This window comes from Amycolatopsis thermalba (assembly GCF_003385215.1).
GTDB classification, from domain to species: Bacteria; Actinomycetota; Actinomycetes; order Mycobacteriales; family Pseudonocardiaceae; genus Amycolatopsis_E; species Amycolatopsis_E thermalba.
In genome coordinates, this window is the sequence record NZ_PQHW01000012.1 from 66,330 (window position 1) to 93,092 (window position 26,763).

The following is a 26,763-nucleotide window of genomic DNA, read 5'->3' on the forward strand; positions in this document are numbered from 1 at the left end:
GGTCGTTCCCCTTTCGTGGCGCGATCGGTGGCAGAATCGGGGGTGACCCGTCTGGGGAGGTCGCCCATGGTGATTCTGGTGGTCATCGTCAGCCTCATCGGCCTGTTGCTGGTCGTCGCGGGAGTGCACGACCTGCGCACGCGCCGCAAGCGGCCGGTACGCCCCTGGACGACGGACGAGCTCGTCGAGCACCACCGCGACGTGCGCGCGGCGCAGGGCGTGAACTTCCGGGTGCGCGACTTCGAGTGGATGGCGGTGCGGCGCCGCAAGCCACGGTGAGGTTCCCCCTGGGTGGGCAGCCCGGCGAGGTTCCTTCCCGGTGGATAGCCCATGTGAGGGGCCCACTGGGTGGCAGCCTTGCGGGGTTTCCGCCGGGTGGGCAGCCCTCCGAGGCTCCCGTCGGGTGGGCAGCCCTGCGGGGGTCCCGTCGGATGGGCAGCCCTGCGGGGGTTCCCGCCCGGTGGACAGCCCTGCGAGGGGCCCGCTGGGTGGGCAGCCCGGAGGCGCGCCCTGCCTGTCGGGTCGTTGTCCGACGGCGTTGGGCGACGGACCTGCGTGTGGCGTCTCTCCTCTCTGTGTGAATGTGGACCGGGCGGTGCCATCGGTGGGCTCGGTCGGGCTTTCGAGCACTCCGCGACCCGCGACGAAGCTCATCCTGTTCGCGTCAGCCCATCACCGACGTCGGCGCACCGCGCAGCTACGGCCAGGGTGGGTTGGCCAGCTGGGCTAGAACCGCGCCCGCGCGGGGGCCCAGCACTGGCTGGCGTCCGCCGGGGCCTAGCCATCCTCGGTGCCACGGCCAGCGGCCCCGGGCGTCCGCGTGGACCAGTTGCGTCGCGCGGATCTCGGGGCTGTACAGGTCCACCGCGACGGTCAAGTGCACCCACGGCACCTCCACCGCCACGGCCTCCAGCAGCAGGTTCCCCGGGCCCGGCAACCGCTCCCCCGGCTCCAGGTCCGGCTCCCCCGTGTGGAGCAGGTGCGCGGCCACGTCGTTCAACACGTCGCGCGCCTGGTGGGGCTCCATCGCTGTCACCACCAACTCCGGTATGCCCCGGCCGGTCAACCCCACCGTGTACGCCCACGGCGGGCGCGAACCGTTGCCCTCGAACGAAATCACCGCCCACCCGTGCTCACCTACTATTTCGCACAGGTGGCGCAGGTGCCCGCCCGGCCGGTCGCACTTCCCGCACATCGTCTCCCCCTCGGAGTTCGCGTCGTCGTGCGATCGACTATGCAGGGCGGCACCGACAAAAAGACAGTCCAGGCACCGGCACGTTCACTCGATCGTGGCTAATCGGGGAAACCCGACACCCCGGCGCCACTCGCCATAGGCTTTCCGGGCGGCGCAAACCCAGCCACCACCGGCGAGACCGGTCACCACGGGCTCTTCCAGGCGCGCGGCGCGCCGGGGCTTTGACCACCCAGCGACCATCTCGCCAAGGTGACGGAACTGCATTCCCCGTCATCCCGGAGCCTGCCCGTCCGGCGAGGACATCTCTTGATCTTTTCCCTGCGCTTCGCGCAGAGGGGCGCCTTACGGCGCCGAACGGTCACCTCGGGTGCCGGCTCGCGGATATTTTCCGCGACTGCCTCGTGCTGCCTGGGGTCAGACGGTCGTCATCGCGAAGAGTTTGATGTTCGGGGTCGGCCGACAGGGCCGTCTCCTCGCCGAAGCGTGGGGACCGCGAGAATCCGCACCGCACGGCGACCTCCGGGATCGGCAACATGCTGCCGTACAACAACCGGCATGCGTGCTCCACCCGCGTGCGCATCAGGTAGCGGGGGACGCGGGCCACCGGGTGCCGCCCGCGGCGGACGGTCACCGCACCACCGAGGTGCCGGATCACCCGGTGGGTGCCTGCCGCGTCGAAACCCGGCGTTTCGGCCTGGGCCCAGCCGGAGAGCCGGTCCCAGCCCACAGCGGGCCGGGTGGATCCACGTCCGGCGCAGGATGCCGGTCGTGTCGGCCAGGCTCAGCTCGCCAGTCCAAATCGTCGTCAGGCGCGCAACACGTGGTGACGCGTGCGCGGAGCCGCCGCGACCTGGAACTCGGGGCGGTCGACCTCGTCGCGGTGCGCGGCCGCCTCGGCTCGGATCCGCGACGCGTCGCGGTCTTCGACGTCGAAGCTGCCGGACATCCGCGGCGGCGCCTGGCGGCGGTGGTTGCGGTTGAGGCCCCACACGATCAGGGCGATGAGCAGCAGGAACATCAGCAATCCGGTCATGGCAGAAATTATTCGCCGCACGAGAACCTGCCATAAGTGGCAGAACAGACCTTGTTCGGCAAAATCCTGCCAGCTACTCTGGGAGGCATGCTTCACACCGTCGCTTCCGTGCTGGTCGACAGCGCCGCCGTCTTCGAGTTCGGCGTCGTCTGCGAGGTGTTCGGCATCGACCGGACCGAGGAAGGCGTGCCTTCCATCGAGTTCCGCGTCTGCGGCGAACGCGCCGGCGAACCGATCCAGGCCGGGATCGGCGTCAAGCTGACGCCCGAGTACGGCCTGGACGGGCTCGACGGCGCCGACCTCGTGGCCATCCCCGCGATGCGCATCCGCGACGAATACCCGCCCGCCGTCCTGGACGCCATCCGGAAGGCCCACGCGAACGGCGCCACCCTCCTGACCGTGTGCAGCGGCGCGTTCCTGCTCGCCGCCACCGGGCTGCTCGACGGCAGGCCGTGCACCACCCACTGGAAGCACATCGAGGAGTTCAAGCAGCGCTTCCCCGAGCCGATCCTCGACCCGGACGTCCTGTTCGTCGACGACGGCGACATCATCACCAGCGCGGGCACGGCCGCCGGCATCGACGCGTGCCTGCACCTCGTCCGCCGCGAACTCGGCTCCGCGGCGGCCACCGCGATCGCGCGCCGCATGGTGGTCCCGCCGCAGCGCGACGGCGGCCAGCGCCAGTTCGTCGAGCTGCCGATGCCGGAGTCCACAGCGGACAGTCTGGAACCGGTGCTGGCGTGGATGGTCGAAAACCTCGCCGAGGAGCACACGGTTCCGGCGCTGGCCCGGCGCGCGCAGATGTCGGAGCGCACCTTCGCCCGCCGGTTCGCCGCCGAAACCGGCACCACGCCGGTCAAGTGGCTCACCACGCAACGCGTCCTGCACGCCCGCACCCTGCTGGAGACCACCCGGCTGAGCATCGAGGAGATCGCGCGCGAGTGCGGGTTCAGCACGGGCGCCCTGCTCCGGCACCACTTCCACCGCGTGGTCGGGGTGTCCCCGCACGACTACCGCCGCACGTTCGCCGCTTCCTGAGGCATGCTGGCCTCGTGGCCTATGACGTAACCGCAGTACGCAAGCACTTCCCCGCGCTCGACGAGGGCGCCGCGCACTTCGACGGCCCCGGCGGCTCGCAGGTGCCGGACGTCGTCGGCGAGGCCGTCGCCGCGACCCTGTGCGCCGCGATCGCCAACCGCGGCTCGATCACCGCCGCCGAACGCCGCGCCGACGGCATCGTCGCGCAGGCGCGCCAGGCGGCCGCCGACCTGCTCGGCGCCCAGCCCGGCGGCATCGTGTTCGGGCGCAGCACGACCCAGCTGACCTACGACTTCTCCCGCGCGCTGGCCAAGACCTGGCAACCCGGCGACGAGGTCGTGGTGACCCGGCTGGATCACGACGCGAACATCCGGCCGTGGGTGCAGGCGGCGGAGGCGCACGGGGTCACCGTGCGGTGGGCGGACTTCGACCCGGCCTCCGGTGAGCTGCCGGTCGACGCCGTCACGAACCTGCTCTCCGACCGCACCCGCCTGGTCGCGGTGACCGCGGCGTCCAACCTGCTCGGCACGCGCCCGGACATCCCGGCGATCGCCGTCGCGGTGCACGAAACCCCAGCGTTGCTCTACGTCGACGGCGTGCACCTCACGCCGCACGCGCCCGTCGACATCACGGCGCTGGGCGCGGACTTCTTCGGCTGCTCGCCGTACAAGTTCCTCGGCCCGCACCTCGGGGTGGTCGCGGCCGCGCCCGAGCTGCTGGAGACCCTGCACCCGGACAAGCTCGCGCCCTCGACCGACGCCGTGCCGGAGCGGTTCGAGCTGGGCACGCTGCCGTACGAGCTGCTGGCCGGAACCACGGCGGCGATCGACTTCCTGGCCGGTCTCGTGCCCGGCGACGGCTCCCGGCGGCAGCGCCTGCTGCGGTCGCTGACCGAGCTGGAGGAGCACGAGCGGGCCCTGCTCGACCGGCTGGACGCGGGCCTGGCGGAGATCCCCGGCGTCACCCGGTACGGCTCCGCCACCCGGCGCCGCACCCCGACGGTGCTGTTCTCCGTCGCGGGCGTGCCGTCGCAGGTGGTCTACGAGCGCCTCGGCGCGCGGGGCGTGAACGCGCCCGCGGGCAGCTTCTACGCGCTGGAATGCTCCCGTCACCTGGGGCTGGGTGACACCGGCGCGGTCCGGGCCGGCATCGCGCCCTACACCACGGCCGCCGAGGTCGACCGGCTCTTGGACGGTGTCCGGAGCCTCTGACCGGGCGAGGTGCACAGGCGTGACGGCGAGCCTGTGCACCTCGCACAGTGACCGGGACGTTCGCGCTGTTTACGGTGCTGGGAACCGCTTCTTCTCCGGATAAGGAGGTCGGCATGGCCTCGTCAGTCGGTGTCGACGACTACGCCCTCACCAGAGTCCCGGACAGCGCCCGCTACTCGTGGTGGTCGGTCGCGATCCAACGGTTCGGCCAGGTGTCCGCGCTGTCGCAGTTCCTGCTCGGCGCGACCGTCGGCTTCGGGATGAGCTTCTGGCAGGCGTTCCTCGCGTTCACCCTGGGCTCGGTGATCCTCGAACTCATCACGATCCTCGTCGGCGTGATCGGCATGCGCGAAGGGCTGTCGACGTCGATGATCGCCCGCTGGACCGGCTTCGGCCGCGGCGGGTCGGCGCTGATCGGGCTCGCGATCGGGATCAGCCTCATCGGCTGGTTCGGCATCCAGTCCGCGGTGTCGGCGCAGGGTCTCGTCTCGCTCATCGGCGGCCTGCCGGAGTGGGCGTGGGCGCTGGTGTTCGGCCTGGTCGTGACCGCGATCGTGGTGCGCGGTTTCCACTCGATGGCGTGGACGGCCTACCTGACCGTGCCGGCGTTCCTGATCCTGGTCGGCTGGTCGATCATCTCGGAGCTGTCCAGCCACGACGTCGGCGCGCTGGTGTCGTCGGCGCCGCCCGGCCCGGGGCTGAGCCTGCTGGAGGGCACCACGCTCGTCGCGGGCGGGTTCATCGTCGGCGCGGTGATCACGCCGGACATGACGCGGTTCAACCGCAGCACCGGCGACGTGGTCAAGCAGACGCTGGTCGGCATCACGCTCGGCGAGTACGTCATCGGCATGGCCGGTGTGCTGCTGGCGCACGCGGTGAAGACGGCCGAGATCACCACGATCGTGACGTCGTCGGTCGGCTGGGTCGGGCTGCTGATCGTGATCGCCGGCACCATCAAGATCAACGACTGGAACCTGTACTCGTCCGGCCTGGGCGTGGTGAACTTCATCGGCACGGTGTCCGGCCGCAAGGCCCACCGCGGCCTGATCACCGCCGTGCTCGGCGTGGTCGGCAGCGTGCTCGCGGCGGCCGGGATCCTCGGCGCGTTCTCCGACTTCCTCACGCTGCTCGGCGTCGCGTTCCCGCCGATCGCCGGGATCATGGTGGCCGAGTACTTCGTGGTGAAGAAGTGGCGCGGCGAGCTGGAAGCCGCGCGCGCCAAGGGCACCGTGCCCGAGGACGCGCCCGTGTGGGTGCCGGCCACCATCGTCGTCTGGATCGCCTCGGCGCTGATCGGCAAGTTCGTCGACTGGGGCCTGCCCAGCATCAACTCGCTGGTCGTGGCGTTCGTGCTGTACGTGATCGCCGGGAAGCTCGGCCTGGTCCGCGGTATCGGCCGCAGCCGCACCGCCGACGCCGACCCCGTCCCCGCTCTGTAGAAAGGAAAATCCCAGTGCGCATCGGCATCGACGTCGGCGGCACCAACACCGACGCGGTCCTGCTGGACGGGCGGCAGGTGCTCGCCTCGATCAAGACCAGCACCACCGAGGACGTCACCTCCGGCATCGTCGCCGCGATCAACGGCCTGCAGCAGCAGCGCGCGTTCGACCCGGCGGCGGTGCAGGCCGTGATGATCGGCACCACGCACTTCATCAACGCCCTGGTGGAGGCGCACCGGCTGGCCCCCACCGCCGCGGTGCGGCTGAGCCTGCCCGCCGGGGCGTCGCTGCCGCCGATGGTGGACTGGCCGCAGCGGCTGGTCGACGCGGTGTCCGGGCGCAGCTACCTGGTGCACGGCGGGCACGAGTTCGACGGCCGCCACATCGCCGAGCTCGACGAGTCCGAGCTGCGCAAGGCGGCCGAGGACATGGGGCAGGCCGGGGTGCGCAGCGTCGCGATCACCTCGGTGTTCTCCCCGGTCAACGCCGAGTTCGAGGCCCGCGCGGCGGAGATCATCGCCGCGCAGCTGCCGGACGTGGCGATCTCGCTGTCCCACGAGATCGGCCGGATCGGGCTGCTGGAGCGGGAGAACGCGACCGTCATCAACGCCGCGCTGCGGGAACTCGCCGCGCACATCGTGGACGGGCTCGCCGCGTCGGTGTCCGGCGCGGGCATCACCGCGCCGCTGTACCTGAGCCAGAACGACGGCACGCTGATGGACGTCGACTTCGCCCGCCGCTACCCGGTCGCCACGTTCGCCTCCGGCCCGACCAACTCGATGCGCGGCGCGGCCGTGCTGTCCGGTTTGGACACCTGCGCGGTGGTGGACGTCGGCGGCACCACCAGCGATGTCGGCGTGCTGCGGCAGGGCTTCCCGCGCGAGGCGACCACCGACGTCAGCGTCGCCGGGATCCGCACCAACTTCCGCATGCCGGACGTGCTGTCCATCGGCATCGGCGGCGGCAGCCGGGTCCGCGGCACGGCCGTGGGCCCGGACTCGGTGGGCTACGAGCTGACCTCGAAGGCCCTGGTCTTCGGCGGCGACACGCTGACCGCGACCGACCTCGCGGTGGCCGCGGGCCGCGCCGAGATCGGCGACCCGAGCCTGGTCGCGCACCTGGACCGCGACGTGGTGCGGGCCGCGCTGGACCGCATCGCCGCCGACGTGTCCGACGTCGTCGAGCGGATGCGCACCTCGGCCGAGCCGCTGCCGGTGGTCGCTGGCGGCGGTGGTTCGGTGCTGCTGCCGGACGAGCTGTCCGACGCCGGCAGGGTGCACCGGCCGGAGAACTACGCGGTCGCCAACGCGATCGGCGCGGCCATCGCGCAGATCGGCGGCGAGGTGGACCGGGTGTACGCGATCGAGCCGGGCCGCCGCGAAGCCGTGGTCGAGGAAGCCAAGCAGGAGGCCGTGGACCGCGCGATCGCCGCCGGTGCCAGCCCCGCGTCGGTCGGCATCGTGGACTTCGACGAGGTGCCCATCCCCTACCTGCCCGGCAACGCCACCCGCATCCGGGTCAAGGCGGTCGGCGACCTGCAGCTGGGAGCGTGACGATGCGCGAGATCACGATCGACCACCTCGACGACATCGCCCGCGGCGCCGCGATCCTCGGCACCGGCGGCGGTGGCGACCCCTACATCGGACGGCTGCTCGCGTCCTCGGCGGTGCGCGACCACGGACCGGTCGAGCTGGTGCCGCTGGACGAGGTCGGCGACGACGCGGTGGTCCTGCCGGTCGCGATGATGGGCGCGCCGACGGTGATGGTCGAGAAGCTGCCCTCCGCCGAGCAGGTCGGGGTGGCCGCCCGCACCCTGGCGACCTACCTGGGCAAGGAGCTGACGCACATCGCGTGCGCCGAGGCCGGCGGGGTCAACTCGCTGATCCCGGTGGTCGCGGCGGCGCAGCTGGGCCTCGCGGTGGTGGACGCGGACGGCATGGGCCGCGCGTTCCCCGAGCTGCAGATGGTGCTGCCCACGCTGTACGGCATCCGCGCGACCCCGATGTCGATCGCCGACGAGAAGGGCAACCGCGGCGTGCTGGACACGGTGGACAACCACTGGGCGGAGCGGCTGGCGCGGTCGGCGACGATCGACATGGGCTGCTCGGCGATGATCAGCAACTACGCGATGTCCGGCGCGCAGGCCCGCGAATCGCTGGTGCCCGGCACGCTCAGCCTGTGCGCCGAGCTGGGTGCCGCGGTGCGGCAGGCGCGGGCCGAGCACGCCGATCCCGTCGCCCGCGTGGTCGAGCGACTGGGCGGCCGGAAGCTGTTCAGCGGCAAGGTCGTCGACGTCGCCCGGCGCACCGTCACCGGGTTCGCCCGCGGCGAGGCGCGACTGTCCGGAATGGACGGTGACGCGGGCAGCGAGATGGTGCTGAAGTTCCAGAACGAGCACCTGGTCGCCGAGCGGGACGGGGTCGCGCAGGCGTCGGTGCCGGACCTGATCTGCTGCCTGGACTCCGAGTCCGGCGAGGCGGTGACCACCGAGGGCCTGCGGTACGGCCAGCGGGTCACCGTGATCGCCGCGCCTGCCGACCCGCGCTGGCACACCCCGGGCGGCATCGAGCTGGCCGGGCCGCGGTACTTCGGCTACGACATCGACCCGGTCGGGGTGCCCGCGTGAGCTGGACACTGACCGAGGAGCACCTGGAAGCCCTCGCCCGCGGCGCGGCCGTGCTCGGCACCGGCGGCGGCGGTGACCCGTACGTGGGACGGCTGCTGGTGCGGCAGGCGATCCGCGAGCACGGGCCGATCACGATCCTCGACCCGTCCGAGGTCGGCGACCACGAGCTGGTGGTGCCGACCGCGCAGATGGGCGCCCCGACCGTGCTGCACGAAAAGCTGCCCAACGGTGCGGAGCCGGTGCTCGCGCTGCGCACGCTGGAGAAGCACCTGGGCAAGCGGGCGAGCGCCACGATGCCGATCGAGTGCGGCGGGATCAACTCGATGATCCCGCTGGTGGTCGGCGCGCGGCTGGGGCTGCCGGTGGTCGACGCGGACGGGATGGGCCGCGCGTTCCCCGAGCTGCAGATGGAGACCTTCGGCGTCTACGGCGTGCCCGGCTCGCCGATGGCGATCGGCGGGGAGCGGGGCGAGACCACGGTCATCGACACCGGGGCCGACAACAAGCGGATGGAGTGGCTCGCGCGCGGCGTCACGATCCGGCTGGGCGGGGTCGCGCACATCGCCGAGTACGCGATGAGCGGCGCGGAGGTCAAGCGCACCGCGGTGCCGCGCACGCTGTCGCTCGCGTTGACGGTGGGCCGCACGATCCGCGAGGCGCGGGAACGCAACCTCGACCCGGTCGCTGAGCTGTCCGAGGCCCTGCGCGAGACGCTGTACCGGAACCTGCGGGTGATCTTCCGCGGCAAGGTGTCCGATGTGGAACGCCGGACCGAAGCCGGTTTCGCGCGTGGGCGGGCGCAGGCGGTGTCGTTCGACGGCGCGCACAAGCTGGAGCTGCTGTTCCAGAACGAGAACCTGCTGGCCCTGGTCGACGGCGAGGTGCGGTGCCTGGTGCCGGACCTGGTCTGCGTGCTGGAGTCCGAGTCGGCCGAGCCGATCACGACCGAGACGCTGCGCTACGGCCAGCGGGTCGTGGTGGTCGGCATCTCGACCCCGGACCTGATGCGCACGCCGGAGGCGCTGGCCACCTTCGGGCCGGCCGCGTTCGGGTTGTCCCACGAGTTCACACCGGTGGAGGAGCTGCTGTGAGTCTGGCGGATCGGGTCGTGGTGATCATCGGCGGCGGTTCCGGTATCGGGTTCGAGGTGGCGCGGCGGGCCGCGGACGCCGGGGCGCAGGTGTTCCTCGGCGGCCGCACCGCGGCGACGCTGGAAGCCGCGGCGGAGAAGATCGGCGCGCAGTGGCACGTCGTGGACAACACGGACCAGGACTCGCTGGCCGAGTTCTTCGGCGCGGTGCCGCGGGTGGATCACCTGTTCACCCCCGGCGCCTCCTACACGACCGGGCCGATGCGGGAGCTGAGCGACGAAGACGCGGCGAGCCCGTTCGTGACGAAGTTCTGGGGCCAGTACCACGCGGTCAAGCACGCGGCGCCGAAGCTGTCCCGGGACGGCTCGGTCGTGCTGATGTCCGGCGCGGCGAGCGTGCGCCCGCCGGGCCCCGCGCCCGCGTACGTGGCGTGCAACGCCGCGATCGAGGGGCTCGGCCGCGGGCTCGCGGTGGAGCTGGCGCCGGTGCGGGTCAACGTGGTCGCGCCGGGCACGATCGACGGGAACCTGTGGTCGCAGCGCCCCGCCGACGTCCGCGAGGCGAGCTTCGCGCAGTACCGCGCGGACACGGTGCTGCACCGGGTCGGCAACGAGCCCGAAGTGGCCGAGGCGGTGCTCTACCTGTTCGGCGCCACCTTCACGACGGGCTCCACGCTCTACCCGGACGGCGGCTACTCGTTCCGGTAGGGCCATTGGTCGGGTGATTTCCGGCCGCCGGTGGGGTTGACTCTTCCGGATGAAAGCAGCACTCGCCTCGGCCGCCGCCGTCGCCGCGATCCTGGCGACGGCGGCCCCGGCCGCCGCCATCAACTCCTACCACGCGACCCCGGCGCCCGAGCGCACGGAGGTCGGCGCACTCGTCGCGACCTGGGACAACGACGCGAACCCGGCCACGCCGGACCGCGTGGACTGGGTCTGCTCGGGCACCATGGTCGACGCCGACACCTTCCTCACCGCCGCGCACTGCACCAGCGACTGGCCCGCGAACGTGCGGTTCTACGTCTCGCTCGACCAGGACGTGCAGTCCGGCCTCGACGACGCCGCGCAGCGGTACCCGGGCGACCCGGCCGCGGTGGCGCGTGCCGTCGGCGTGGCAGGCGTCGCGCACACCGACCCGGCCTACCCGGGCAACTCCGCCGACTCCCACGACATCGCGGTCGTCCAGCTGCCCGCCCAGCAGGTCGCCGCGCGGTGGTCGTTCACCCCGGCGCAACTGCCGACCGCGGGACAGCTGGACCAGCTCGGGCCCCGCGGCCTGAACAGCACGCCGTTCGTCGTCGTGGGCTACGGGACGCAGGAGGCCGTCAACGGTCCCGGCGGCCACACCCACCCAGGCGGCGGCGTGCGGATGAAGGCGCCGGTCAGCTTCAACGCGCTCAACAACACCTGGGTGCGCCTGGCGATGACCGCGCCGCAGGGCAACGGCGGCGCCTGCTACGGCGACTCCGGCGGGCCGAACTTCGCCACGATCGGCGGACAGCGGGTGCTCGTGTCCACCACCATCACCGGCGACGCGCCCTGCTACGCCACCAACGTGACCTACCGCCTGGACACCCCCTCGGCGCGCACGTTCCTGGCGCCGTTCACCGCGCTGCCGTAGGCACCCGGTACTCGCTGTCCCGCCGGTCGGTGATGAACATGTGGCCGGGCGAGTGGGTGATGGCGAACGGCGGCTTCGACGCCATCAGGGCCGCCTGCGGGGTGACCCCGCACGCCCAGAACACCGGCACGTCACCGGGCTCCGCCTCGACCGGGTCGCCGAAGTCGGGGCGGGCCAGGTCGGCGATCCCGAGTCCGGCGGGGTCGCCGACGTGCACCGGCGCGCCGTGGACCGCCGGCATCGCGCCGCTGATCGCGATCGCCTCGTCGACCTGGCCGGCCGGGATCGGGCGCATCGACACGACCAGCGGGCCGTGCAGCCGCCCGGCCGGCCGGCACTGGCGGTTCGTCACGTACATCGACACGTTGCGGCCCTGCTCCAGGTGCCGCAGCGGGACGCCGGCCGCGAGCAGCCCGGTCTCGAAGGTGAAGCTGCACCCGATCGAGAACGCGACCAGGTTCTCCTGCCACAGCCCGCTCACGTCGTCGACCTCCTCGGCCAGCTCGCCGTCGCGCCACACCCGGTAGCTGGGCAGGTCGCGGCTCAGATCGGCGCCGGGGGCGAGGACGGTCGAGGTGCTGCCCGGATCGGTGACGTCGAGGACCGGGCACGGCTGCGGGTTGCGCTGGCAGAACAGCAGCACGTCGGAGGCCCAGTCGCACGGCACGGCGATCAGGTTGGTCTGGGTGAACCCGGTCGCCCACCCCGACGTCGGCGCCACGGTTCCGGCGCGGAACGCCGCCCGCGCCTGGTCCGGGGTCATGGTCGCTGGATCGTCTACCCTGGTCATACCTCCAGCTCAGCACATGAAGGCAAGCATGCGCATCACCGCGGCGGACGTGCCCGCACTCGAACGGGGCGTCGCGCTGCTCGGGTCGGGCGGTGGGGGCGACACGATGACGGCGGCGGCGCTGCTGCGCCAGCTCGTCGGCCGGGGCCGCGAACCCGACGTGCCCGGCGCCCTGGATCCGGCGACCCTGGTGATGCCGGTGGGGATCGTCGGCGCGACCGCCGCCTTCGCCGAGAAGCTGCCCAGCGGCTCGGAGTTCGCGACGGCGGTGGCCGCGATCGAGCGCTGGACCGGCACGCCCGCGGGCGCTCTGATGTCGATCGAGATCGGCGGGCTCAACGGGTTGATGCCGCTGGTGGCCGCGGTCGAGCTGGGCCTGCCGTGCGCCGACGCGGACCTGTCCGGGCGCGGGCTGCCGCGGCTGGACCAGCTCTCGATCGCCGCGACCGGCCGCGGCCTGGCGCCGGCCGCGCTCGCCGAGCCGGGTGGTCAGGTGCTCGTGCTGGCAGCCGGTTCGGACGAGTCGGTCGAGCGGGGCGCTCGCGCGTTCCTGGCCAGTTCCGGTGGCTGGGCGGCGATGGCGTTCGCCCCGCTGCCGGCGGGGGAACTGCCGGGGTGCGCGGTGATGGGCAGCGTCACCGGCGCGCTCGAACTGGGGCGGCGGGTGCTCGCGGCCGGGGAAAGCCCGGAGCCGGACCGGCTCGCGGAAGCCTCCGGCGGGCAGGTGCTCGCGATGGGGCGGGTGCTGGAGGTGTCCCGGCGCCTCGGGCCCGGGCGGCACGGCCGCGCCGGGTTCGGCCGCGGCAGCGCCACCCTCACCGACCACCGCACCGGCGCGCTGCTGCGGCTGGAGATGGAAAACGAGTACCTGCTGGCCCTGCGTGACGGGCAGCCGGTGGCGTCCACCCCGGACGTGCTGGCCGTGGTGGACCACCGCACCGGCGTGCCGGTGCCGTGCGACGGAATCCGCGCCGGGATCGAGGTCGACGTGCTGCGGCTGGCCGCGGCGCCGTTCTGGACCGATCCGCGGCGGCTGCCGGTGCTGCGGCCGCGGGCGTACGGCATCGACTCGGATCCGGTGCTGGCATGATCCTGCGCCGTCTGCTGGCCCTGCCGTCGTGGACCGAGGTCCGGGTGGCGGCGGGCGGGTCCGGACTGGACCGTCCACTGGAGACGGTCCGGGCGACGCTGGACGCCGGGGACAGCCCGGGGCCCGGCGAGCTGCTGGTGCTGGCGCGGGAGCTGCGCGGCACCGACTGGCAGATCGACGCGCTCCTGCGGCGCGGGGCGGACCGCGGCGCGGCGGGCCTGCTCCTGCCGGAGGTCGAACCGCTGACCGCGACCCGGCTGCTGGCCGACCGGCTCGCGATGCCGCTGCTGGTGACGGCGGCCCGCCCGCTGGACCTGCTCGTCGAGGCCCGGCTGATGCTCGCCGCGCCCGAGCTGGACCGCGCGAACCTCGTGCTGGCCACGCACCGCGCGCTCGGCGAACGGCTGCGCTCGCCGGAGGAGGTGGTGTCCGCGCTGCGCGGGTTGCTGCGATCGCCGGTGGCGTTGCTGGACGACCGGGGCGAGCCGGTGGCGGGTGAGCTGGCGTCGGCCGGGCGGATCCGGGTGGGCGAGCCGGTGCCGCAGCGGGTGGACCTCGACGACCGCGTGCTGCTGGCGCATCCCGCGCTGCTGGCCGGCCCGGTGCTGTGGGTGGCGGCCGAGCTGACCGGGGCCGAGGCGGCGCGGGCGGACGTGGTGCCGCCGGCGCTGGCGGTCGCGGCGGGCGCGGTGCAGCGGTGGCTGCTGGCGAACCGGCTGGAGCTGGAACGGGACGCGCGCTCGCGCACCGCGCTGCTCGGCGACCTGCTGCGGCTGGACGCGGAGCCGGGCGCCGACATGCGCCGCCGGGCCGCGGACGCCGGGTGGCGGCTGGGCGGCTGGCACGTCGGGCTGCGCATCGGCGTGGCGTCCAGTGTGGACACGGTGGCGCGGACGACCGAGGTGGTGCGGGCGTTGCGGGCGGAGCAGATCACCGCGGTGGTCGTCGAGCACGGCGACGGCTGGACCGGGTGGGTGACGTTCGACCAGGAGCCGACGGCCGAGCGGGTGCGCACGCTGGCGGCGCGGCTGCGGGCGGCGCACAAGACGCTGCGGCGCACGCTCGGTTCGCACCTCGGGGTCGGCCGCCCGCACCCGCGCCCGGACGGCCTGGCCGCGACGATCGCCGAGGCGACGGACGCCGCCCGGCTGGCCGCGACCCGGCCCGAGTCGGGGCACTTCCTGCACGTCGACCAGCTGGGCATGGCGCAGCTGCTGCTGGAGTGGACGCGGACGGACACGTTCGAGCCCGCGGCCCGCGCGCTGGTCGCCCCGCTGCGCAACGCGCCCGGCGACCTGGTGCGGACGCTCGCGGTGTACCTGGACGCGGAGTCCTCGATCGCCGAGACCGCCGCGGTGCTGGGGGTGCACCGCAACACGGTCGCCGCGCGGATCGCCCGGATCGAGCAGCTGCTGGGGGTGGACCTCTCCCGCCCGGACGACCGCCTGGCCCTCCACCTGGCCTCCCGGGCAATCACCCTCGGCAGCTGACGGTCACCTGACCGCAGAACTCGGGCGCAGGAACGCAGAACTCGCGCGCAGGACCGCAGAACTCGCGCGCAGGACCGCAGGACTCGCGCGCCGATACGCAGGACTCGCGCGCCGCGCGAGTCCCACGCTCAGGCACGCGAGTTCCGCGCTCGGGGGCGCGAGTTCTGCGCTCAGGCACGCGAGTTCTGCGCTCGCGCGCGTGAGGTCCGCGGCCGGGGGGCGTGAGGTCTGCGCTGGCGGTGTGTCAGCCGGAGGTGGTGAGCTTCGCCAGCAGGCGGTCCAGCTGCGCGAGCTCGTCGGCGTCCAGGGCGGCCAGCGACGCGGGCGGCTCCGCCAGGATCCGCTCCGCCGTGGCCGCCGCTTCCGCGCCCGCGGGTGTCACCGCCACCAGCTTGCGTCGCCGGTCCTGCGGGTGCACCGTCCGCGACACCAGCCCGCGCTGTTCCAGGTCGTCCACCACCAGCGTCACGTACGGGCGGTCGGTGTTCAGCCGCTCCGCCAGGTCCGCCAGCGTCAGCGGCCCGGACGCCAGCCGCCGCAGGGCCTTGATCTTGATGAAGCTCAGCCCGAGCGCCTCGGTGACCGCCTTGCGCCGGTCGTGCCGGCCCAGCACGTCCTGCATCCGCTCCCACACGCGCTCCGCCGCGCTCACGTCCGCGCTCCCACCTGCTCGTCGAACAGCGCCGTCGCCCGCCGGGCCGTCGCCTTCGCCCAACCGCCCGTCGTCAGCACGCCCAGCACCATCACCACCACGCCGCATCCGGCCATGATCCACCACGCGAGGTGGCTCGCCGCCGGGAAGCCGGTCGTGAACCCGCCGGAGACGTGCGACGTGACCACCGCGCCCAGCACCGCGACCCCGAGCGAGGCCCCGACCTGCCGGCTCGTCGACGCCACCGCCGCGGCCACCCCGGCCTGCGCGCGCGGCATCCCGGACACCGCGGTGTTCGTGATCGGCGGGTTGAGCATCCCGAACCCGGCGCCGAACACCACGTAGGCCACCACCAGCCACCCGATCCCGGTCTCCGCGCCCAGCCTGGTCAGCAGCACCCCGCTCACCGCCAGGCCCAGTCCCCCGGCCACCAGCGGGATCCGCGCGCCGCGCGCGGCGACCAGCCGTCCGGACAGCGGCGCGAGCGCGAAGATCGCCAGCGCGCTGGGCAGCGTCAGCAGCCCCGCGTGCAGCGGCGTGAAGCCCCGCACGTTCTGCAGGTACAACGCGTTCAGGAACAGGAACCCGCTCAACCCGGCGAACCCGCACACCGCGATCACCGTCGCCCCGGAGAACGGCACGCTCGCGAAGAACCTGGGGTCCAGCAACGGTTCCGCCCGCCGCCGCTCGTAGGCGACGAGCCCGGTCCCGGCCGCGACCGCCACCGCGAAGCACCCGAGCGTCAGCCCGGACGCCCAGCCGTGGTGCGGCCCCTCGATGATCCCGTAGGTCAGGCTCGCCAGCGCCACCACGGCCAGCAGCTGCCCCACCGGGTCGAGCCGCCGGGCCCGCGGCGCCTTGGACTCCGGCACGAACAACGCGGTCAGCACCAGGGGGGCGATCCCGACCGGGATGTTGATCCAGAAGATCGACCGCCACCCGACGGCGTCCACCAGCACCCCGCCGACCACCGGGCCCAGCGCCATGCTCAGCCCGACGACCGCGCCCCAGATCCCGATCGCCCGCGCCCGTTCGCGCGCGTCGGTGAAGGTGTTCGTGATGATCGACATGGCGACCGGGTTCAACATGCTCCCGCCGACCGCCTGCAGCATGCGGAACACGATCAGCAGCCCGATGCCCGGCGCCACGCTGCACAGCAGGGACCCCAGCGTGAACAGCACCAGCCCGGCCTGGAACGTGCGCCGCCGCCCGATCCGGTCGGCGGTCGACCCGGACAGCATCAGCAGGCTGGCCAGCACGAGCGTGTAGGCGTCGATCGTCCACTGCAGACTCGACACGCTCGCGGAGAACTCGCGCTCGATCGACGGGAGCGCGAGGTTGACGATGGTCGTGTCCATCGCGACGACGAAGAGGCTCAGGCAGCAGATCGCCAGCACGAGGAGACGACGGCGGTGGGACAGCTCCGGCACACGCACCCCAAACGTTGCAGTCCTATAACAGTTATAAATGTACAACCCTCTGGCCTGCGCAGCCACTGTGATCTCCGACGCCTCTGGACTTCAATCATCCAATGATTTAACGTGCGGAGCGCACGCACTCGACGGAGAGGAACAGTTTCGTGACGGGGCAGAGGCGCAGCACGGCGTGGTTCGGGGCGACCGGCCGCGCGGGGATGATCTATCGCTCCTGGATGCGCAACCAGGGCTTCGGGGCCGAGGTGTTCGACGGCAGGCCGGTGATCGGCATCGCGACCAGCGCGTCGGAGCTGGCGCCGTGCAACGCGCACCTGACCCGGGTCGCGGAGGCGGTCAAGCGCGGGGTGTGGCAGGCGGGCGGGTTCCCGCTGGAGTTCCCGACCATGGCCACCGGCGAGACGCTGATGCGCCCGACCGCGATGCTCTACCGCAACCTGATGGCGATGGAGGTCGAGGAGCTCATCCGCGCCAACCCGCTGGACGGGGTGGTGCTGCTGTCCGGCTGCGACAAGACGACCCCGGCGATGCTGATGGCCGCGGCGAGCGTCGACCTGCCCGCGGTGATGGTCACCGGCGGGCCGATGCTCAACGGCAAGTACCGCGGCGCCGACGTCGGGTCGGGCACGCACGTGTGGAAGTTCGAGGAGGAGCTCAAGGCCGGGCGCATGACCCAGGAGGAGTGCTTCTTCGCCGAGGGCTGCATGGCGCGCTCGAACGGGCACTGCATGACGATGGGCACCGCGTCGACGATGGCGTGCATGGCCGAGGCGCTGGGCATGCAGCTGCCCGGCTCGGCGACCTGGCCGGCGGTGGACGCGCACCGCTTCGAGATCGCGCAGTCCGCGGGGCAGCGGATCGTCGAGATGGTCGAGGAGGACCTGCGGCCGTCGCGGATCCTCACGCGTGAGGCGTTCGAGAACGCGATCCGCGTCAACGCCGCGATCGGCGGGTCGACGAACGCGATCATCCACCTGCTCGCGATCGCCGGGCGGGCCGAGATCGACCTGTCGCTGGACGACTTCGACACGCTCATCCGCGAGGTCCCGACCCTGGTGAACCTGATGCCGTCGGGCAAGTACCTGATGGAGGACTTCTGCTACGCCGGCGGCCTGCCGGTGGTGATGCGCCAGCTCGCCGAGGCCGGGCTGCTGCACTCCGGCAGCGTGACCGTCACCGGCAACGCGGTCGGCGAGAACGTGGCCGGGGCGGAGAACTTCAACACCGACGTGATCACGACGGTCGAGGAGCCGTTCCAGCCGGTCGGCAGCGGCACCGCGGTGCTGCGCGGCAACCTGTGCCCGGGTGGTGCGGTGATCAAGCAGTCGGCCGCGTCGCCGCACCTGCTCAAGCACCAGGGGCGGGCGCTGGTGTTCGACACGGTCGAGGACTACCACGCCGTGGCCGACGACCCGGACCTCGACGTGGACGAGACGAGCATCCTGGTGATCCGCGGCGCCGGGCCGAGGGGCTACCCGGGCATGCCGGAGGTCTCGAACGTGGCGTTGCCGGCGAAGCTGCTCAAGGCCGGGGTGACGGACATGGTGCGCATCTGCGACGGGCGGATGAGCGGCACCAGCTACGGCACGGTGGTCCTGCACGTGACACCGGAGTCCGCGGTGGGCGGCCCGCTGGCGCTGGTGCGGACCGGCGACCTGATCACGCTGGACGTGGCGGCGCGGACGCTGAACGTCGAGGTGTCCGACGAGGAACTGGCCGCACGGCGGGCGTCCTGGCAGGCGCCGGAGTCGCCGTACCGGAGCGGGTACACCTGGCTCTACACGCAGCACGTGCTGCAGGCCGACCAGGGCGCGGACTTCGACTTCCTGCGCGGCTCCCGGGGCCACCAGGTACCCCGCGACTCGCACTAGGTGTACTTGGCCAGGACGTTGGTAGCGGCTGGCTGGTGTTGACATGGGGGAGGCTCCGGTTGGGGTGTGGCTTGTCCAGGGCCCACGCCAGCCGGAGGCTCTCGTGCCACACCGTGATGCCCGCACGACAGGGGCGGCCGCAGGCACATATCGCGAAGGCCATGGCATTTCACGCAAGTGCGTGAAGACACGGTGTCGCGCGTGCTGGCCCGCCACGATGTGCCTCGGCTGTCGGCGCTGGACCCATTCGCCGGGCAGGTCATCCGGGCCAGCAAGACCACCGCGGTGCGGGTGTGAGCGCGATACCCCGGGCGAGCTAGTGCGCATGGACGTGAAGAAGATCGGTCGCATCCCCGAGGGCGGCGGCTGGCGAGCGCATGGCCGCGCTCACCGGGACGTTACAACCACTGCCCCTGGCAAACGGCAAAGTCGAGCGCTACCACCGCACCCTGCAGACCGAGTGGGCAGACCGACAGGTCTTCACCAGCAACACCGAACGAGCAACCGCACTTGCACCCTGGCTCGAGCACTACAACACCCAACGCGGCCACAACGCACTCGGCGGCCACGCACCAGCCGACTGCCACCAACCTGACGGCCGAGCACAAACTAGGCCGACTCGGACCGGGTCGCTTCCACACAGCAGGTCACGAAGTCGACGACGACCGGGTTGTCGTCGTCGGCCGGGTGCCAGGCGATGCCGACCCGGGTGGGGCCGACGTCGCGCACCGGGCGGTAGACGATGCCGGGGCGGGCGTAGAAGCGGGCGGCTGATTCGGGAGCGAGCGCGATGCCGTAGCCGTTGGCGATCGCGCTCAGCCACTCGTCCGGCTGGTCGGTGACGGCTCCGATGCGCGGCTCGCCGTCGCGTTCGTCGGCGCCCAGCCAGTGGTCGCGCCACCAGCCGGTCTCGGCCGGGGCGGCGACGAACGGCTCGTCCCACAGCTCGCGGAAGGCGATCTCGTCCCGGCCGGCGAGCGGGTGCGACGCGGGCAGCGCGACCCAGCGGGGTTCGCTGAACAGTTCCCGCACCCGGAGTTCGTCCTGGCCCGGGAACGGGAGCCGGACCAGGGCGGCGTCGACCTCGGCGCCGGCCAGCCCCGCGGTCGGGTTCGACCAGGCGGCCTGGCGCATGTCGACCCGCCAGCCCGGCCGGCGGCGGCCGAACGCGGAGATGATGGCCGGTGTCGCCTCGTTCGCCGCGCTGGCCAGGAAACCGACCCGCAGCACCCGGCTGCCGGCGGCGCGGGTTTCGCGGCACGTGCGGTCCCAGCCGTCGAGCAGGGCGGGCACGCGGTCCGCGAGCACCCGCCCGGCGTCCGTGAGTGCCATGCCGCGGCGGGAGCGCGTGAACAGCGTGGTGCCGAGCTGCGCTTCGAGCTGCCTGATCTGCTTGGTGAGCGCGGGCTGGGACACGAAGAGGCGCCCCGCCGCGCGCGTGAGGTTGCCCTCCTCGGCGACGGCGGCGAAGTAGCGGAGCAGGCGCGTGTCCACGTCCATGCCACCAGGTTATGGAAGCGGGTATTGGACGCGCTCCCGCCGCCGCCCCGACGCTGGTGGGGTGTACGTGACAGTGACTGTGCTGACGATCCTCCTCAACGCGGCGATCGCCGTCGCGGACTTCGCCCGGGCGCGATTCGTGCTGGCGAACTCGGCGGCGGTGGGGGTGCCGGCATCGTGGTTGCCGGTGCTGGGGACGCTGAAGGCGGCCGGTGCCGCGGGGCTGCTCCTCGGTCTGCTGGGGGTGCGCTGGATCGGGATCGCCGCGGCGGCCGGCCTGGTGCTGTTCTTCCTCGGGGCGCTGATCGCGCACGTGCGGGCCCGCGTGTTCGGCAACATCGCCGTGCCGGGGCTGTTCTTCGCGCTGGCGGTGGCGAGCCTCGCGCTCAGTTGAGGACCCGGAACCGCAGCCCCGGCTCGCCGTACTCCTCCAGCGCGTGGGCCACCCAGCCGGCGATCCGGGCCACCGCGAAGATCGCTTCCCCGGCGTCCGGGCGCATGTCGAAGGCGTGCATCATCGCGGCCAGCGCCAGATCGGTGTTCGGGAACAGGTCGGTGCGGCCGGCGAGCTGGTCGAGCAGCAGGTCCACCACCGGGTTCTCCGGGGGCAGCGCCAGCAGCGCGTCCGCCCGCGGGTCGCGCCGCTGGTAGATCCGGTGCCCGAACCCGGGGATCGAGCCGGCGGACCGCAACCGCTCGGACAGGGCGTCCACCGGGTTCTCCCGCGCCTCGGCCAGGAACCGGTACGCCAGCGTGCTCGCCCCGCCGTGGTAGTGCCCGTCCATCGCGCCCAGCCCGGCCGACACCACCGCGTACACGTTCGCCCGCGCGCTCGCCGCCACCCGGGCGGCCACTGTGGACACCGCCAGCCCGTGGTCGGCGAGCAGGACCAGTGCGGCGTCGAGGATTTCCGGCTCCGGCGGTCGCGACGTCAGCTTCGGCCACAACCGCGCCCCCAGGGTGCCCCGCGCCGACCCGCCGGGCAGCGCGTCCGCCAGCACCCCGATCAGCCGCTCCGCCGCCGGGCGCACCGCCTCGGGCGCGAGGTCGAACCGCAGCGGATCGGCCGCCCCCAGCACGGCGACGGCCACCCGCAGGTGATCCGTCAGGCGCGCCGTCGCGGGCAGCGCCCCGGTGGCCGACCGCACCAGCCCGGCCAGCTCCGCCGACTCCGGGAACGCCGGTCGCTCGGCCAGCTCCCCGGTCCACAGGAAGTGCGCGACCGACTCGTACGACCACTCCCCCGCCAGATCGGTCACCCGCTCGCCGCGGAAGGAGACCTCGTCGCCGTCGAAGCGCGTCAGCCGCGTCCGGATCCCCTCCACCACGCCCGGCTCGCGCCCCCGCCCGGCCAGCCCGTCGACCTCCTCGGCCGCGAACAGACTCCCCCGCCGCCCCGGCCGCTTGACGCTCGTCAGCAGCCCGCGACTCGCGTACGCGTACACAGTCTCGGCCTTCACGCCCAGCCGCCGCGCCACCTCGGCCGTCGTGAGGAATCCCTCGTCGCCCATCGACCTGCGCTTTCCCGATTCACATTGACTTGATCAATATTGACAATACTCAATCAATGTACCGACAGTGAAGGCATGACCGAACTCATCGACGTGCCCGCGGGACTGCGCAACGTCGTCGTCACCACCACCGAGCTGGGCGACGTCCGCGGGCGCGAGGGCTTCTACCACTACCGCCAGTACGACGCGATCGACCTGGCGCGCCACAAGACGTTCGAGGACGTCTGGTTCCTGTTCCTGGAGGGCCGCCTCCCCGAACCCGAGGAACGGGTCCGCTTCGCCAAGGAACTGGCGCCGCTGCGGGAGGTGCCCGGCGAGCTGCGCGAGATCCTGCCGCTGGTCGCGCGCGCCGGCGGCCATCCGATCGCCGGCCTGCGCACCGCCCTGTCCGTCCTCGCCGCGGCACGTGACCTGCCGCCGCTGTGGGACGCCGGCCCCGACCGGCGCAAGGCCGACGCCATGCTGGTCTGCGCGGTGACGCCGACGATCCTGGCCGCGCTGCACCGCCTCCGCGCCGGCCTGGAGCCCCTGGAACCCCGCGCCGACCTCGGTGCCGCCGCCAACTGGCTGTACCTCGTCAGCGGCGCGGAACCGGCGGCCGAGCACGCGCGGGCCATCGAGCAGTACCTGATCGCCACCGTCGACCACGGGTTCAACGCCTCGACGTTCACCGCGCGCGTCGTCGCCTCGTGCGGCGCCGACGTGGTGTCCGCGGTTGCCGCCGCGCTCGGCGCGTTCAGCGGGCCGCTGCACGGCGGCGCGCCCGACCGCGCGCTGGCGAGCCTCGACGCGATCGGCACCCCGGACCGCATCGACGCGTGGGTGCGCGCCCGGATCTCCGCGGGCGACCGGATCATGGGCTTCGGCCACGCCGTCTACCGGACGCAGGACCCGCGGTCGGTCCTGCTGCGCGAGATCGCGACCGGGCTCGGCGGCGACCTGGCCGACTTCGCGACGACGGTCGAGCGGCGGGTGGTCGAGATCCTGGCCGAGCTGAAACCGGGACGCGAGCTGTACGCCAACGTCGAGTTCTACGCCGGGGTCGTGATGGAACTGTGCGGCCTGCCGCGCGCCCTGTTCACCCCGACGTTCGCGGTGAGCCGGGTCGTCGGCTGGTGCGCCAACGTGCTGGAGCAGGCCGCCGGGTCGAAGATCATCCGCCCGGCGGCCCGCTACGTCGGTCCGCCCGCCCCTCAGCCGGTGAGCTGAGGCAGCACCTTCGACGACCAGGCGTCGAAGAACTTGTCCTGCTCCGGGCCGATCTGCGACACGTACACCTCGTCGAACCCGGCGCCGGCGAACTGGCGCACGGCCTGCGCGTGCGCGTCGGCGTCCGGGCCGCACGGGATCTGGCCCGCGACCTGCTCCTCGGTGACCACCGGCACGGCCTGTTCGAAGTCGCGCGGCGTCGGCAGGATGCGGCCGAGGCTGCCGGGCAGCAGGTCGCTCGCCCACAGCCGGTGCGCGGTTTCCCGTGCCTGCTCCGCCGAATCGGCCCAGCACACCTTGAACCCGCCCTGGATCGGCCCGCGCCCGCCGGCCTCGCGGTAGGAGTGGACCAGTTCGCCGTCGGGCATCACCGTGGCGAAACCGTCCGCGATCTTCGCGATCCGGCGCGCCGTCTTCGGCCCGAACGCCGACACGTAGATCGGCACCGGCTGCTCCGGCAGCGTGTAGATGCGCGCCTGCTCCACCGTGTAGTGCTTGCCGTAGTGCGTGACCTGCTCGCCGGTGTGCAGCTTGCGGATCACCTCGACGGCCTCCTCCAGCATCTCCAGCCGCCGCGAGCCGGGCGGCCACGGGTCGCCGAGGATGTGCTCGTTGAGCGCCTCACCGGAGCCGACCCCGAGCACGAACCGGCCCTCGCACTGCACCGCCGCCGTGGCCGCGGCCTGCGCGATGATCGCCGGGTGGATGCGCACGGTCGGGCAGGTCACCGCGGTCGTGATGGGCAGCGAGACCGCCTGGGACAGCGCCCCGATCACCGACCACACGAACGGGCTGTTGCCCTGCTCGCCCGTCCACGGGTGGAAGTGGTCGGAGATCCACAACCGCTCGAACCCGGCCTGCTCTGTCTTCTTCGCCTGTTCCACCAGCTCGCGGGGCCCGTGCTCCTCGCTGGACAGGAAGTAACCGACACTCACCATGCGCCGGGACTACCCGCGCCGGTCACCCCTCACGCACCTTCGCCAGCGGTTCGAAGCCGGACATCTCCAGGACCCGGCGCACCGGCGAGGCGGGCGCGACGACCAGGTCCAGCCCCATCTGCAGCACCTTGAGCCGCCCGGTGAGCGTGAACAGCACCCGCAGCCCGGAACTGTCCAAATAGGTCACCTCGGTGAGGTCGATCGAGACGCGCATGACGTCGTTGCCGATCGCGGAGAAGATCTGGTCCTGCACGGCGTTCGCGTTCGCGAGGTCGATCTCCCCGCTGACCCGCAGCAGGACGTGACCGCCGTCGTTGACGGCATCGATCGTCGCCGCGGTCATTCCGCGTGCCCGATCGCCCGGCGGATCATGACCTCGGTGCCGTGCGCGTGGTGGTCGATGCGGACCTCGTCCCCGCAGCGGTGCATCAACAGCGTGCCCCGGCCGCGGTTCTCGCCGCGCGGCGGGCGCCAGCGGCCTTCGTCGCACACGGTGGCGATCGCGTCCCGTCCGCGCAGCTCCATCCGCACCTTGATCACCCCGCCCGCCGGGCCGTAGGCGTGCTCGACGGCGTTGGACGTGGCCTCGCCGACCGCGACCAGCAGGTCGGACGTCGCGTCCTGGCTCGCGCCGACGATGGTCAGCCACCGGCGCATCGCGGACCGGACCTCCTTCAGCGACTCGGGTACGGCGGGCACGGTCAGCTCCAGCGGGCCGAGGTCCGCGCGGTCCTGGCGGCGCACGGCCAGCAGCGCCACGTCGTCGTCGGGGGTGTCCTCGCCGATCAGCTCGGCCATCACGTCGGCGCAGACGGTGTGGGCCTGGGCCGGGTGCACGGCGTCGCAGAGACGCTCCAGCCCGTCGTCGAGGGCGATACCGCGCCGCTCGACCAGTCCGTCGGTGTAGAAGCAGACCACCGATCCGGGCGGCATCAGCGACACGGTCACCCGGCGCCGCACGTCCCGCAGGGCGCCGATCGGCGGGTCGACGGCGACGTCGAGCAGCCTGCCCCGTTCGCCGACGCGCCCCTGGACGGGCACCAGGTGGCCGGCCGAGGACACGTGCAGCCGCTCGAAGTTCGGCTCCACCAGCGCGTAGAGCACCGTGGCCATCATACCCGGCTCGAAGTGCTGCATCTTGCGGTCGAGGTTGGACAGCACCTCGGCCGGGTCGCCGCCCTCCAGCGCGAAGGCCCGCAGGGCGCTGCGCATCCGGCCCATCACGATCGCCGCAGGCAGGCCGTGCCCGACGACGTCGCCGATCACCACGCCGAGCCAGCCGTTGGGCAGCAGGAAGACGTCGTACCAGTCGCCCGCGATGGCACCCTCGTCGCCGGGCACGTAGCGCGCGGCGAGTTCGAGGCCCGGGACGATCGGCAGCTGGGTCGGCAGGAGGCTGCGCTGCAGCTCCGCCGCGGCGGCGCGCTCGGCCTTGGCGCGCTGGGCGTGGGCGGCGAGCGCGATCCGGTCGGCGGCCAGCTGGAGCAGCTCGACGTCCTCCGGGGTGAACTCGCGCGGCGACAGCGAGCCGACGTGCAGCACCCCCAGCGCGTCCGCGGCGAGCAGCAGCGGGACGCCGAGCAGGGTCTGGATGCCCTTCTCCCAGAGCAGCCGGTTGACGACCGTCGTCGAGTCGACCCGCTGCAGCTGCACCGGCTCCCGGCGCGCGACGACCTGCCCGGCGAAGCCCTTGCCGACCGGGACCCGGACGCCCTGGGACACCTCGGTCTCGATGCCGCGCGCCGCGACCGCGACCAGTTCCCGGCCGCCCGGTTCGAGCAGCAGCACGGCGGCGGTGTCGGAGTTGAGGACCTGGCGCACGCGGTCCAGGAGTTCGGGCAGGAGGTCCTCGGTGGCCAGGTGGGCGAGCGCGCTGTCGCTGACGAGACCGATGCGCTGGAGCTTGTGCTCGGCTTCCAGTCGCGCGCTGGCCGAAGTCGACATGATGCGAGACTAGCCCCTGCTCAGGTCGGAGAAACCCGTGGTTTCCGCGGAATCAGGTTGTCACTGCCACGGTTCCGCATCGGTTGCCGGGGCGAGCAGGTTCGACGATACCGCAGGCCAGGCCGTGTTGTCCGGATCGATCAACGCGTAGTGGCCCGCGTCGTGGACGTCGATGAGGCGCGTGTCCGGGTGGGCTTCGCGGTAGGCGCGGGACAGGGCGGCGGGCACGATTTCGTCCGCGGTGCCGTGGATCAGGACGACGGGCCGGGCCGGCGAGGGCAGCCGGGCGGGGTCGAGGCCGTCCGGCGGGGTGTCGCCGAGGAAGGCTCGGACGGCGCCGTCGTCGAGACCGAGCCGGTCGGCGAGGGCCAGATCGGCGACGGCGGCCAGGGTGACGGTGGCGGCGAGTCCGGGCGCGGGCGCGCTGGCGGCGGCCCACAGGGCGAGGTGACCGCCCGCGGAATGCCCGGTCACGACCACGCGGCCGTCGTACTGCCCGGCGAGTTCCACCGGCAGGACACCGAGCGCGGCGGCGACGTCGGCGGTGGTGAGCCGGGGCGCGCCGGGGACGCGGCGGTACTCGATGGAGAGGACGTTCAGACCGGTCCGCGCCAGGGCGTGCGCGAGGGGCCGGATGTGCCGGCGGTCGTAGTCGGGCCGCCAGAAGCCCCCGTGGATGACGACGATCAGTGGCGCGTCCGGGCGGCCACGCCAGTGATCGGCGACGTGGTCCGGGCCGGGCCCGTAGCGAAGCTCGCCGTCCGGCGCGGGCGCGGGACGCGTGAGGACCGACCGATCTTCCACCATGGCCAGGCTCCCTCCGCAAGATCACTCGTCCGAGTGGCGGGCGCTGGCGTGACGCACGCTTTCCGGGAGCGTAGAACGCAAGCCGGAGGGACTCAAAAACCGCGGGGGGGCGCAGTGGCGGGTCGCGCGCGGTGCGGGATCGCGCGCCGCACGGGGTCGCCCGTCGCGCGGAGCCGCCCGCCGGCGGGGTCGCCCGCGGTGCGGGATCGGCCGCCGCACGGGGTCGCCCGCGGTGCGGGATCGGCGCGCGCAGCCGGTCGCCCGCGGTGCGGGAG

At 72.9% G+C, this 26,763-nt stretch carries 25 protein-coding genes and 1 pseudogene; 15 read left to right on the forward strand and 11 right to left on the reverse strand.

Annotated elements, in window-relative coordinates; genetic code table 11:
* Positions 1 to 66: 66 nt before the first annotated feature.
* Complete coding sequence (locus D0D15_RS07925) at positions 67 to 279, forward strand: hypothetical protein (protein ID WP_094006611.1); 213 nt, start codon at positions 67 to 69, stop codon at positions 277 to 279.
* A 418-nt stretch (positions 280 to 697) separates the two neighbouring features.
* Here D0D15_RS07925 and D0D15_RS07930 read toward each other — a convergent pair whose 3' ends face one another.
* Together D0D15_RS07930 and D0D15_RS07940 are read right to left on the reverse strand one after the other, a co-directional pair.
* Positions 698 to 1,195 (reverse strand): DUF4262 domain-containing protein, encoded by a 498-nt coding sequence (locus D0D15_RS07930; RefSeq protein WP_167481470.1) that lies wholly within the window; start codon positions 1,193 to 1,195, stop codon positions 698 to 700.
* Between the two features lie 805 nt (positions 1,196 to 2,000).
* The gene (locus tag D0D15_RS07940; RefSeq protein WP_094006614.1) at positions 2,001 to 2,228 is read right to left on the reverse strand and encodes a hypothetical protein; all 228 of its coding nucleotides are present in this window, start codon (positions 2,226 to 2,228) and stop codon (positions 2,001 to 2,003) included.
* Positions 2,229 to 2,315: 87 nt separating this feature from the next.
* Between D0D15_RS07940 and D0D15_RS07945 the strand changes: the two genes are divergently transcribed.
* The 8 genes from D0D15_RS07945 to D0D15_RS07980 all read left to right on the forward strand — a co-directional run bounded on the left by D0D15_RS07945 (position 2,316) and on the right by D0D15_RS07980 (position 11,253).
* Positions 2,316 to 3,266 carry a helix-turn-helix domain-containing protein gene (locus D0D15_RS07945; protein ID WP_094006615.1) on the forward strand — a complete coding sequence of 317 codons (951 nt, stop codon included), beginning with the start codon at positions 2,316 to 2,318 and terminating at the stop codon, positions 3,264 to 3,266.
* Between the two features lie 14 nt (positions 3,267 to 3,280).
* Positions 3,281 to 4,477, forward strand: coding sequence for a cysteine desulfurase-like protein (locus D0D15_RS07950; protein ID WP_094006616.1), 1,197 nt, complete (start codon positions 3,281 to 3,283; stop codon positions 4,475 to 4,477).
* A gap of 113 nt (positions 4,478 to 4,590) precedes the next feature.
* Positions 4,591 to 5,916, forward strand: coding sequence for a purine-cytosine permease family protein (locus D0D15_RS07955; protein WP_094006617.1), 1,326 nt, complete (start codon positions 4,591 to 4,593; stop codon positions 5,914 to 5,916).
* Between the two features lie 14 nt (positions 5,917 to 5,930).
* Positions 5,931 to 7,469: a hydantoinase/oxoprolinase N-terminal domain-containing protein gene (locus D0D15_RS07960; RefSeq protein WP_115944335.1), complete on the forward strand. Its 1,539-nt coding sequence runs from the start codon at positions 5,931 to 5,933 to the stop codon at positions 7,467 to 7,469.
* Complete coding sequence (locus D0D15_RS07965) at positions 7,466 to 8,542, forward strand: DUF917 domain-containing protein (protein WP_115944336.1); 1,077 nt, start codon at positions 7,466 to 7,468, stop codon at positions 8,540 to 8,542. Before D0D15_RS07960 ends, D0D15_RS07965 begins: the two co-directional genes overlap by 4 nt.
* Positions 8,539 to 9,633: a DUF917 domain-containing protein gene (locus D0D15_RS07970; protein WP_115944337.1), complete on the forward strand. Its 1,095-nt coding sequence runs from the start codon at positions 8,539 to 8,541 to the stop codon at positions 9,631 to 9,633. The genes D0D15_RS07965 and D0D15_RS07970 overlap by 4 nt, the downstream gene beginning before the upstream one ends.
* Complete coding sequence (locus D0D15_RS07975) at positions 9,630 to 10,340, forward strand: SDR family oxidoreductase (protein ID WP_094006621.1); 711 nt, start codon at positions 9,630 to 9,632, stop codon at positions 10,338 to 10,340. The genes D0D15_RS07970 and D0D15_RS07975 overlap by 4 nt, the downstream gene beginning before the upstream one ends.
* A gap of 49 nt (positions 10,341 to 10,389) precedes the next feature.
* Positions 10,390 to 11,253: a trypsin-like serine protease gene (locus tag D0D15_RS07980; RefSeq protein WP_094006622.1), complete on the forward strand. Its 864-nt coding sequence runs from the start codon at positions 10,390 to 10,392 to the stop codon at positions 11,251 to 11,253.
* Here D0D15_RS07980 and D0D15_RS07985 read toward each other — a convergent pair.
* A complete protein-coding gene (locus D0D15_RS07985; RefSeq protein WP_198958281.1) occupies positions 11,237 to 12,016 on the reverse strand; it encodes a putative hydro-lyase in 780 nt (259 codons plus the stop codon). The two genes, D0D15_RS07980 and D0D15_RS07985, sit on opposite strands and share 17 nt — an antisense overlap.
* Before the next feature lie 55 nt (positions 12,017 to 12,071).
* On the opposite strand from D0D15_RS07985, the gene D0D15_RS07990 reads away from it, so the two are divergent.
* Both D0D15_RS07990 and D0D15_RS07995 read left to right on the forward strand, forming a co-directional pair.
* Complete coding sequence (locus D0D15_RS07990; RefSeq protein ID WP_094006624.1) at positions 12,072 to 13,133, forward strand: DUF917 domain-containing protein; 1,062 nt, start codon at positions 12,072 to 12,074, stop codon at positions 13,131 to 13,133.
* The gene (locus D0D15_RS07995; RefSeq protein WP_094006625.1) at positions 13,130 to 14,623 is read left to right on the forward strand and encodes a PucR family transcriptional regulator; all 1,494 of its coding nucleotides are present in this window, start codon (positions 13,130 to 13,132) and stop codon (positions 14,621 to 14,623) included. Before D0D15_RS07990 ends, D0D15_RS07995 begins: the two co-directional genes overlap by 4 nt.
* Before the next feature lie 244 nt (positions 14,624 to 14,867).
* On the opposite strand, the gene D0D15_RS08000 is transcribed toward D0D15_RS07995, so the two are convergent.
* The gene (locus D0D15_RS08000) at positions 14,868 to 15,275 is read right to left on the reverse strand and encodes a MarR family winged helix-turn-helix transcriptional regulator (RefSeq protein ID WP_094006626.1); all 408 of its coding nucleotides are present in this window, start codon (positions 15,273 to 15,275) and stop codon (positions 14,868 to 14,870) included.
* Positions 15,272 to 16,705 carry a DHA2 family efflux MFS transporter permease subunit gene (locus D0D15_RS08005; protein WP_115944338.1) on the reverse strand — a complete coding sequence of 478 codons (1,434 nt, stop codon included), beginning with the start codon at positions 16,703 to 16,705 and terminating at the stop codon, positions 15,272 to 15,274. The genes D0D15_RS08000 and D0D15_RS08005 overlap by 4 nt, the downstream gene beginning before the upstream one ends.
* Before the next feature lie 149 nt (positions 16,706 to 16,854).
* Here D0D15_RS08005 and D0D15_RS08010 point away from each other — a divergent pair, with 149 nt between their 5' ends.
* Both D0D15_RS08010 and D0D15_RS08015 read left to right on the forward strand, forming a co-directional pair.
* Positions 16,855 to 18,579, forward strand: coding sequence for an IlvD/Edd family dehydratase (locus tag D0D15_RS08010; RefSeq protein ID WP_094006628.1), 1,725 nt, complete (start codon positions 16,855 to 16,857; stop codon positions 18,577 to 18,579).
* 189 nt (positions 18,580 to 18,768) lie between these two features.
* Positions 18,769 to 19,172, forward strand: a pseudogene (locus tag D0D15_RS08015) (integrase core domain-containing protein); the annotation flags it as partial.
* A gap of 16 nt (positions 19,173 to 19,188) precedes the next feature.
* Here the strand turns inward: D0D15_RS08015 and D0D15_RS08020 are convergent.
* Complete coding sequence (locus D0D15_RS08020; RefSeq protein WP_094006629.1) at positions 19,189 to 20,079, reverse strand: LysR family transcriptional regulator; 891 nt, start codon at positions 20,077 to 20,079, stop codon at positions 19,189 to 19,191.
* Between the two features lie 61 nt (positions 20,080 to 20,140).
* On the opposite strand from D0D15_RS08020, the gene D0D15_RS08025 reads away from it, so the two are divergent.
* Positions 20,141 to 20,473 (forward strand): DoxX family protein, encoded by a 333-nt coding sequence (locus tag D0D15_RS08025; protein ID WP_233157355.1) that lies wholly within the window; start codon positions 20,141 to 20,143, stop codon positions 20,471 to 20,473.
* Here D0D15_RS08025 and D0D15_RS08030 read toward each other — a convergent pair.
* A complete protein-coding gene (locus tag D0D15_RS08030) occupies positions 20,466 to 21,590 on the reverse strand; it encodes a citrate/2-methylcitrate synthase (RefSeq protein ID WP_115944339.1) in 1,125 nt (374 codons plus the stop codon). The two genes, D0D15_RS08025 and D0D15_RS08030, sit on opposite strands and share 8 nt — an antisense overlap.
* A gap of 75 nt (positions 21,591 to 21,665) precedes the next feature.
* Here D0D15_RS08030 and D0D15_RS08035 point away from each other — a divergent pair, with 75 nt between their 5' ends.
* Positions 21,666 to 22,799, forward strand: a complete 1,134-nt coding sequence (locus D0D15_RS08035; protein ID WP_115944340.1) for a citrate/2-methylcitrate synthase — start codon at positions 21,666 to 21,668, stop codon at positions 22,797 to 22,799.
* Here D0D15_RS08035 and D0D15_RS08040 read toward each other — a convergent pair.
* The 4 genes from D0D15_RS08040 to D0D15_RS08055 are packed head-to-tail and all read right to left on the reverse strand — an operon-like array spanning position 22,784 to position 26,488.
* Complete coding sequence (locus D0D15_RS08040) at positions 22,784 to 23,737, reverse strand: TIGR03557 family F420-dependent LLM class oxidoreductase (protein WP_115944341.1); 954 nt, start codon at positions 23,735 to 23,737, stop codon at positions 22,784 to 22,786. The two genes, D0D15_RS08035 and D0D15_RS08040, sit on opposite strands and share 16 nt — an antisense overlap.
* Before the next feature lie 22 nt (positions 23,738 to 23,759).
* Positions 23,760 to 24,080 carry an STAS domain-containing protein gene (locus D0D15_RS08045; RefSeq protein ID WP_094006634.1) on the reverse strand — a complete coding sequence of 107 codons (321 nt, stop codon included), beginning with the start codon at positions 24,078 to 24,080 and terminating at the stop codon, positions 23,760 to 23,762.
* Complete coding sequence (locus D0D15_RS08050) at positions 24,077 to 25,681, reverse strand: ATP-binding SpoIIE family protein phosphatase (RefSeq protein WP_115944342.1); 1,605 nt, start codon at positions 25,679 to 25,681, stop codon at positions 24,077 to 24,079. The genes D0D15_RS08045 and D0D15_RS08050 overlap by 4 nt, the downstream gene beginning before the upstream one ends.
* Before the next feature lie 60 nt (positions 25,682 to 25,741).
* Positions 25,742 to 26,488 (reverse strand): alpha/beta fold hydrolase, encoded by a 747-nt coding sequence (locus tag D0D15_RS08055; RefSeq protein ID WP_094006636.1) that lies wholly within the window; start codon positions 26,486 to 26,488, stop codon positions 25,742 to 25,744.
* Positions 26,489 to 26,763 lie beyond the last annotated feature (275 nt).

Excerpts from the sequence above, each read along its gene's own strand:
- D0D15_RS07925 (WP_094006611.1), top strand. The coding sequence starts at position 67 with ATGGTGATTCTGGTGGTCATCGTCAGCCTCATCGGCCTGTTGCTGGTC.
- D0D15_RS07930 (WP_167481470.1), bottom strand. The coding sequence starts at position 1,195 with ATGTGCGGGAAGTGCGACCGGCCGGGCGGGCACCTGCGCCACCTGTGC.
- D0D15_RS07940 (WP_094006614.1), bottom strand. The coding sequence starts at position 2,228 with ATGACCGGATTGCTGATGTTCCTGCTGCTCATCGCCCTGATCGTGTGG.
- D0D15_RS07945 (WP_094006615.1), top strand. The coding sequence starts at position 2,316 with ATGCTTCACACCGTCGCTTCCGTGCTGGTCGACAGCGCCGCCGTCTTC.
- D0D15_RS07955 (WP_094006617.1), top strand. The coding sequence starts at position 4,591 with ATGGCCTCGTCAGTCGGTGTCGACGACTACGCCCTCACCAGAGTCCCG.
- D0D15_RS07980 (WP_094006622.1), top strand. The coding sequence starts at position 10,390 with ATGAAAGCAGCACTCGCCTCGGCCGCCGCCGTCGCCGCGATCCTGGCG.
- D0D15_RS07985 (WP_198958281.1), bottom strand. The coding sequence starts at position 12,016 with ATGACCCCGGACCAGGCGCGGGCGGCGTTCCGCGCCGGAACCGTGGCG.
- D0D15_RS07990 (WP_094006624.1), top strand. The coding sequence starts at position 12,072 with ATGCGCATCACCGCGGCGGACGTGCCCGCACTCGAACGGGGCGTCGCG.
- D0D15_RS07995 (WP_094006625.1), top strand. The coding sequence starts at position 13,130 with ATGATCCTGCGCCGTCTGCTGGCCCTGCCGTCGTGGACCGAGGTCCGG.
- D0D15_RS08020 (WP_094006629.1), bottom strand. The coding sequence starts at position 20,079 with ATGGACGTGGACACGCGCCTGCTCCGCTACTTCGCCGCCGTCGCCGAG.
- D0D15_RS08030 (WP_115944339.1), bottom strand. The coding sequence starts at position 21,590 with ATGGGCGACGAGGGATTCCTCACGACGGCCGAGGTGGCGCGGCGGCTG.
- D0D15_RS08035 (WP_115944340.1), top strand. The coding sequence starts at position 21,666 with ATGACCGAACTCATCGACGTGCCCGCGGGACTGCGCAACGTCGTCGTC.
- D0D15_RS08040 (WP_115944341.1), bottom strand. The coding sequence starts at position 23,737 with ATGGTGAGTGTCGGTTACTTCCTGTCCAGCGAGGAGCACGGGCCCCGC.
- D0D15_RS08045 (WP_094006634.1), bottom strand. The coding sequence starts at position 24,080 with ATGACCGCGGCGACGATCGATGCCGTCAACGACGGCGGTCACGTCCTG.
- D0D15_RS08050 (WP_115944342.1), bottom strand. The coding sequence starts at position 25,681 with ATGTCGACTTCGGCCAGCGCGCGACTGGAAGCCGAGCACAAGCTCCAG.
- D0D15_RS08055 (WP_094006636.1), bottom strand. The coding sequence starts at position 26,488 with ATGGTGGAAGATCGGTCGGTCCTCACGCGTCCCGCGCCCGCGCCGGAC.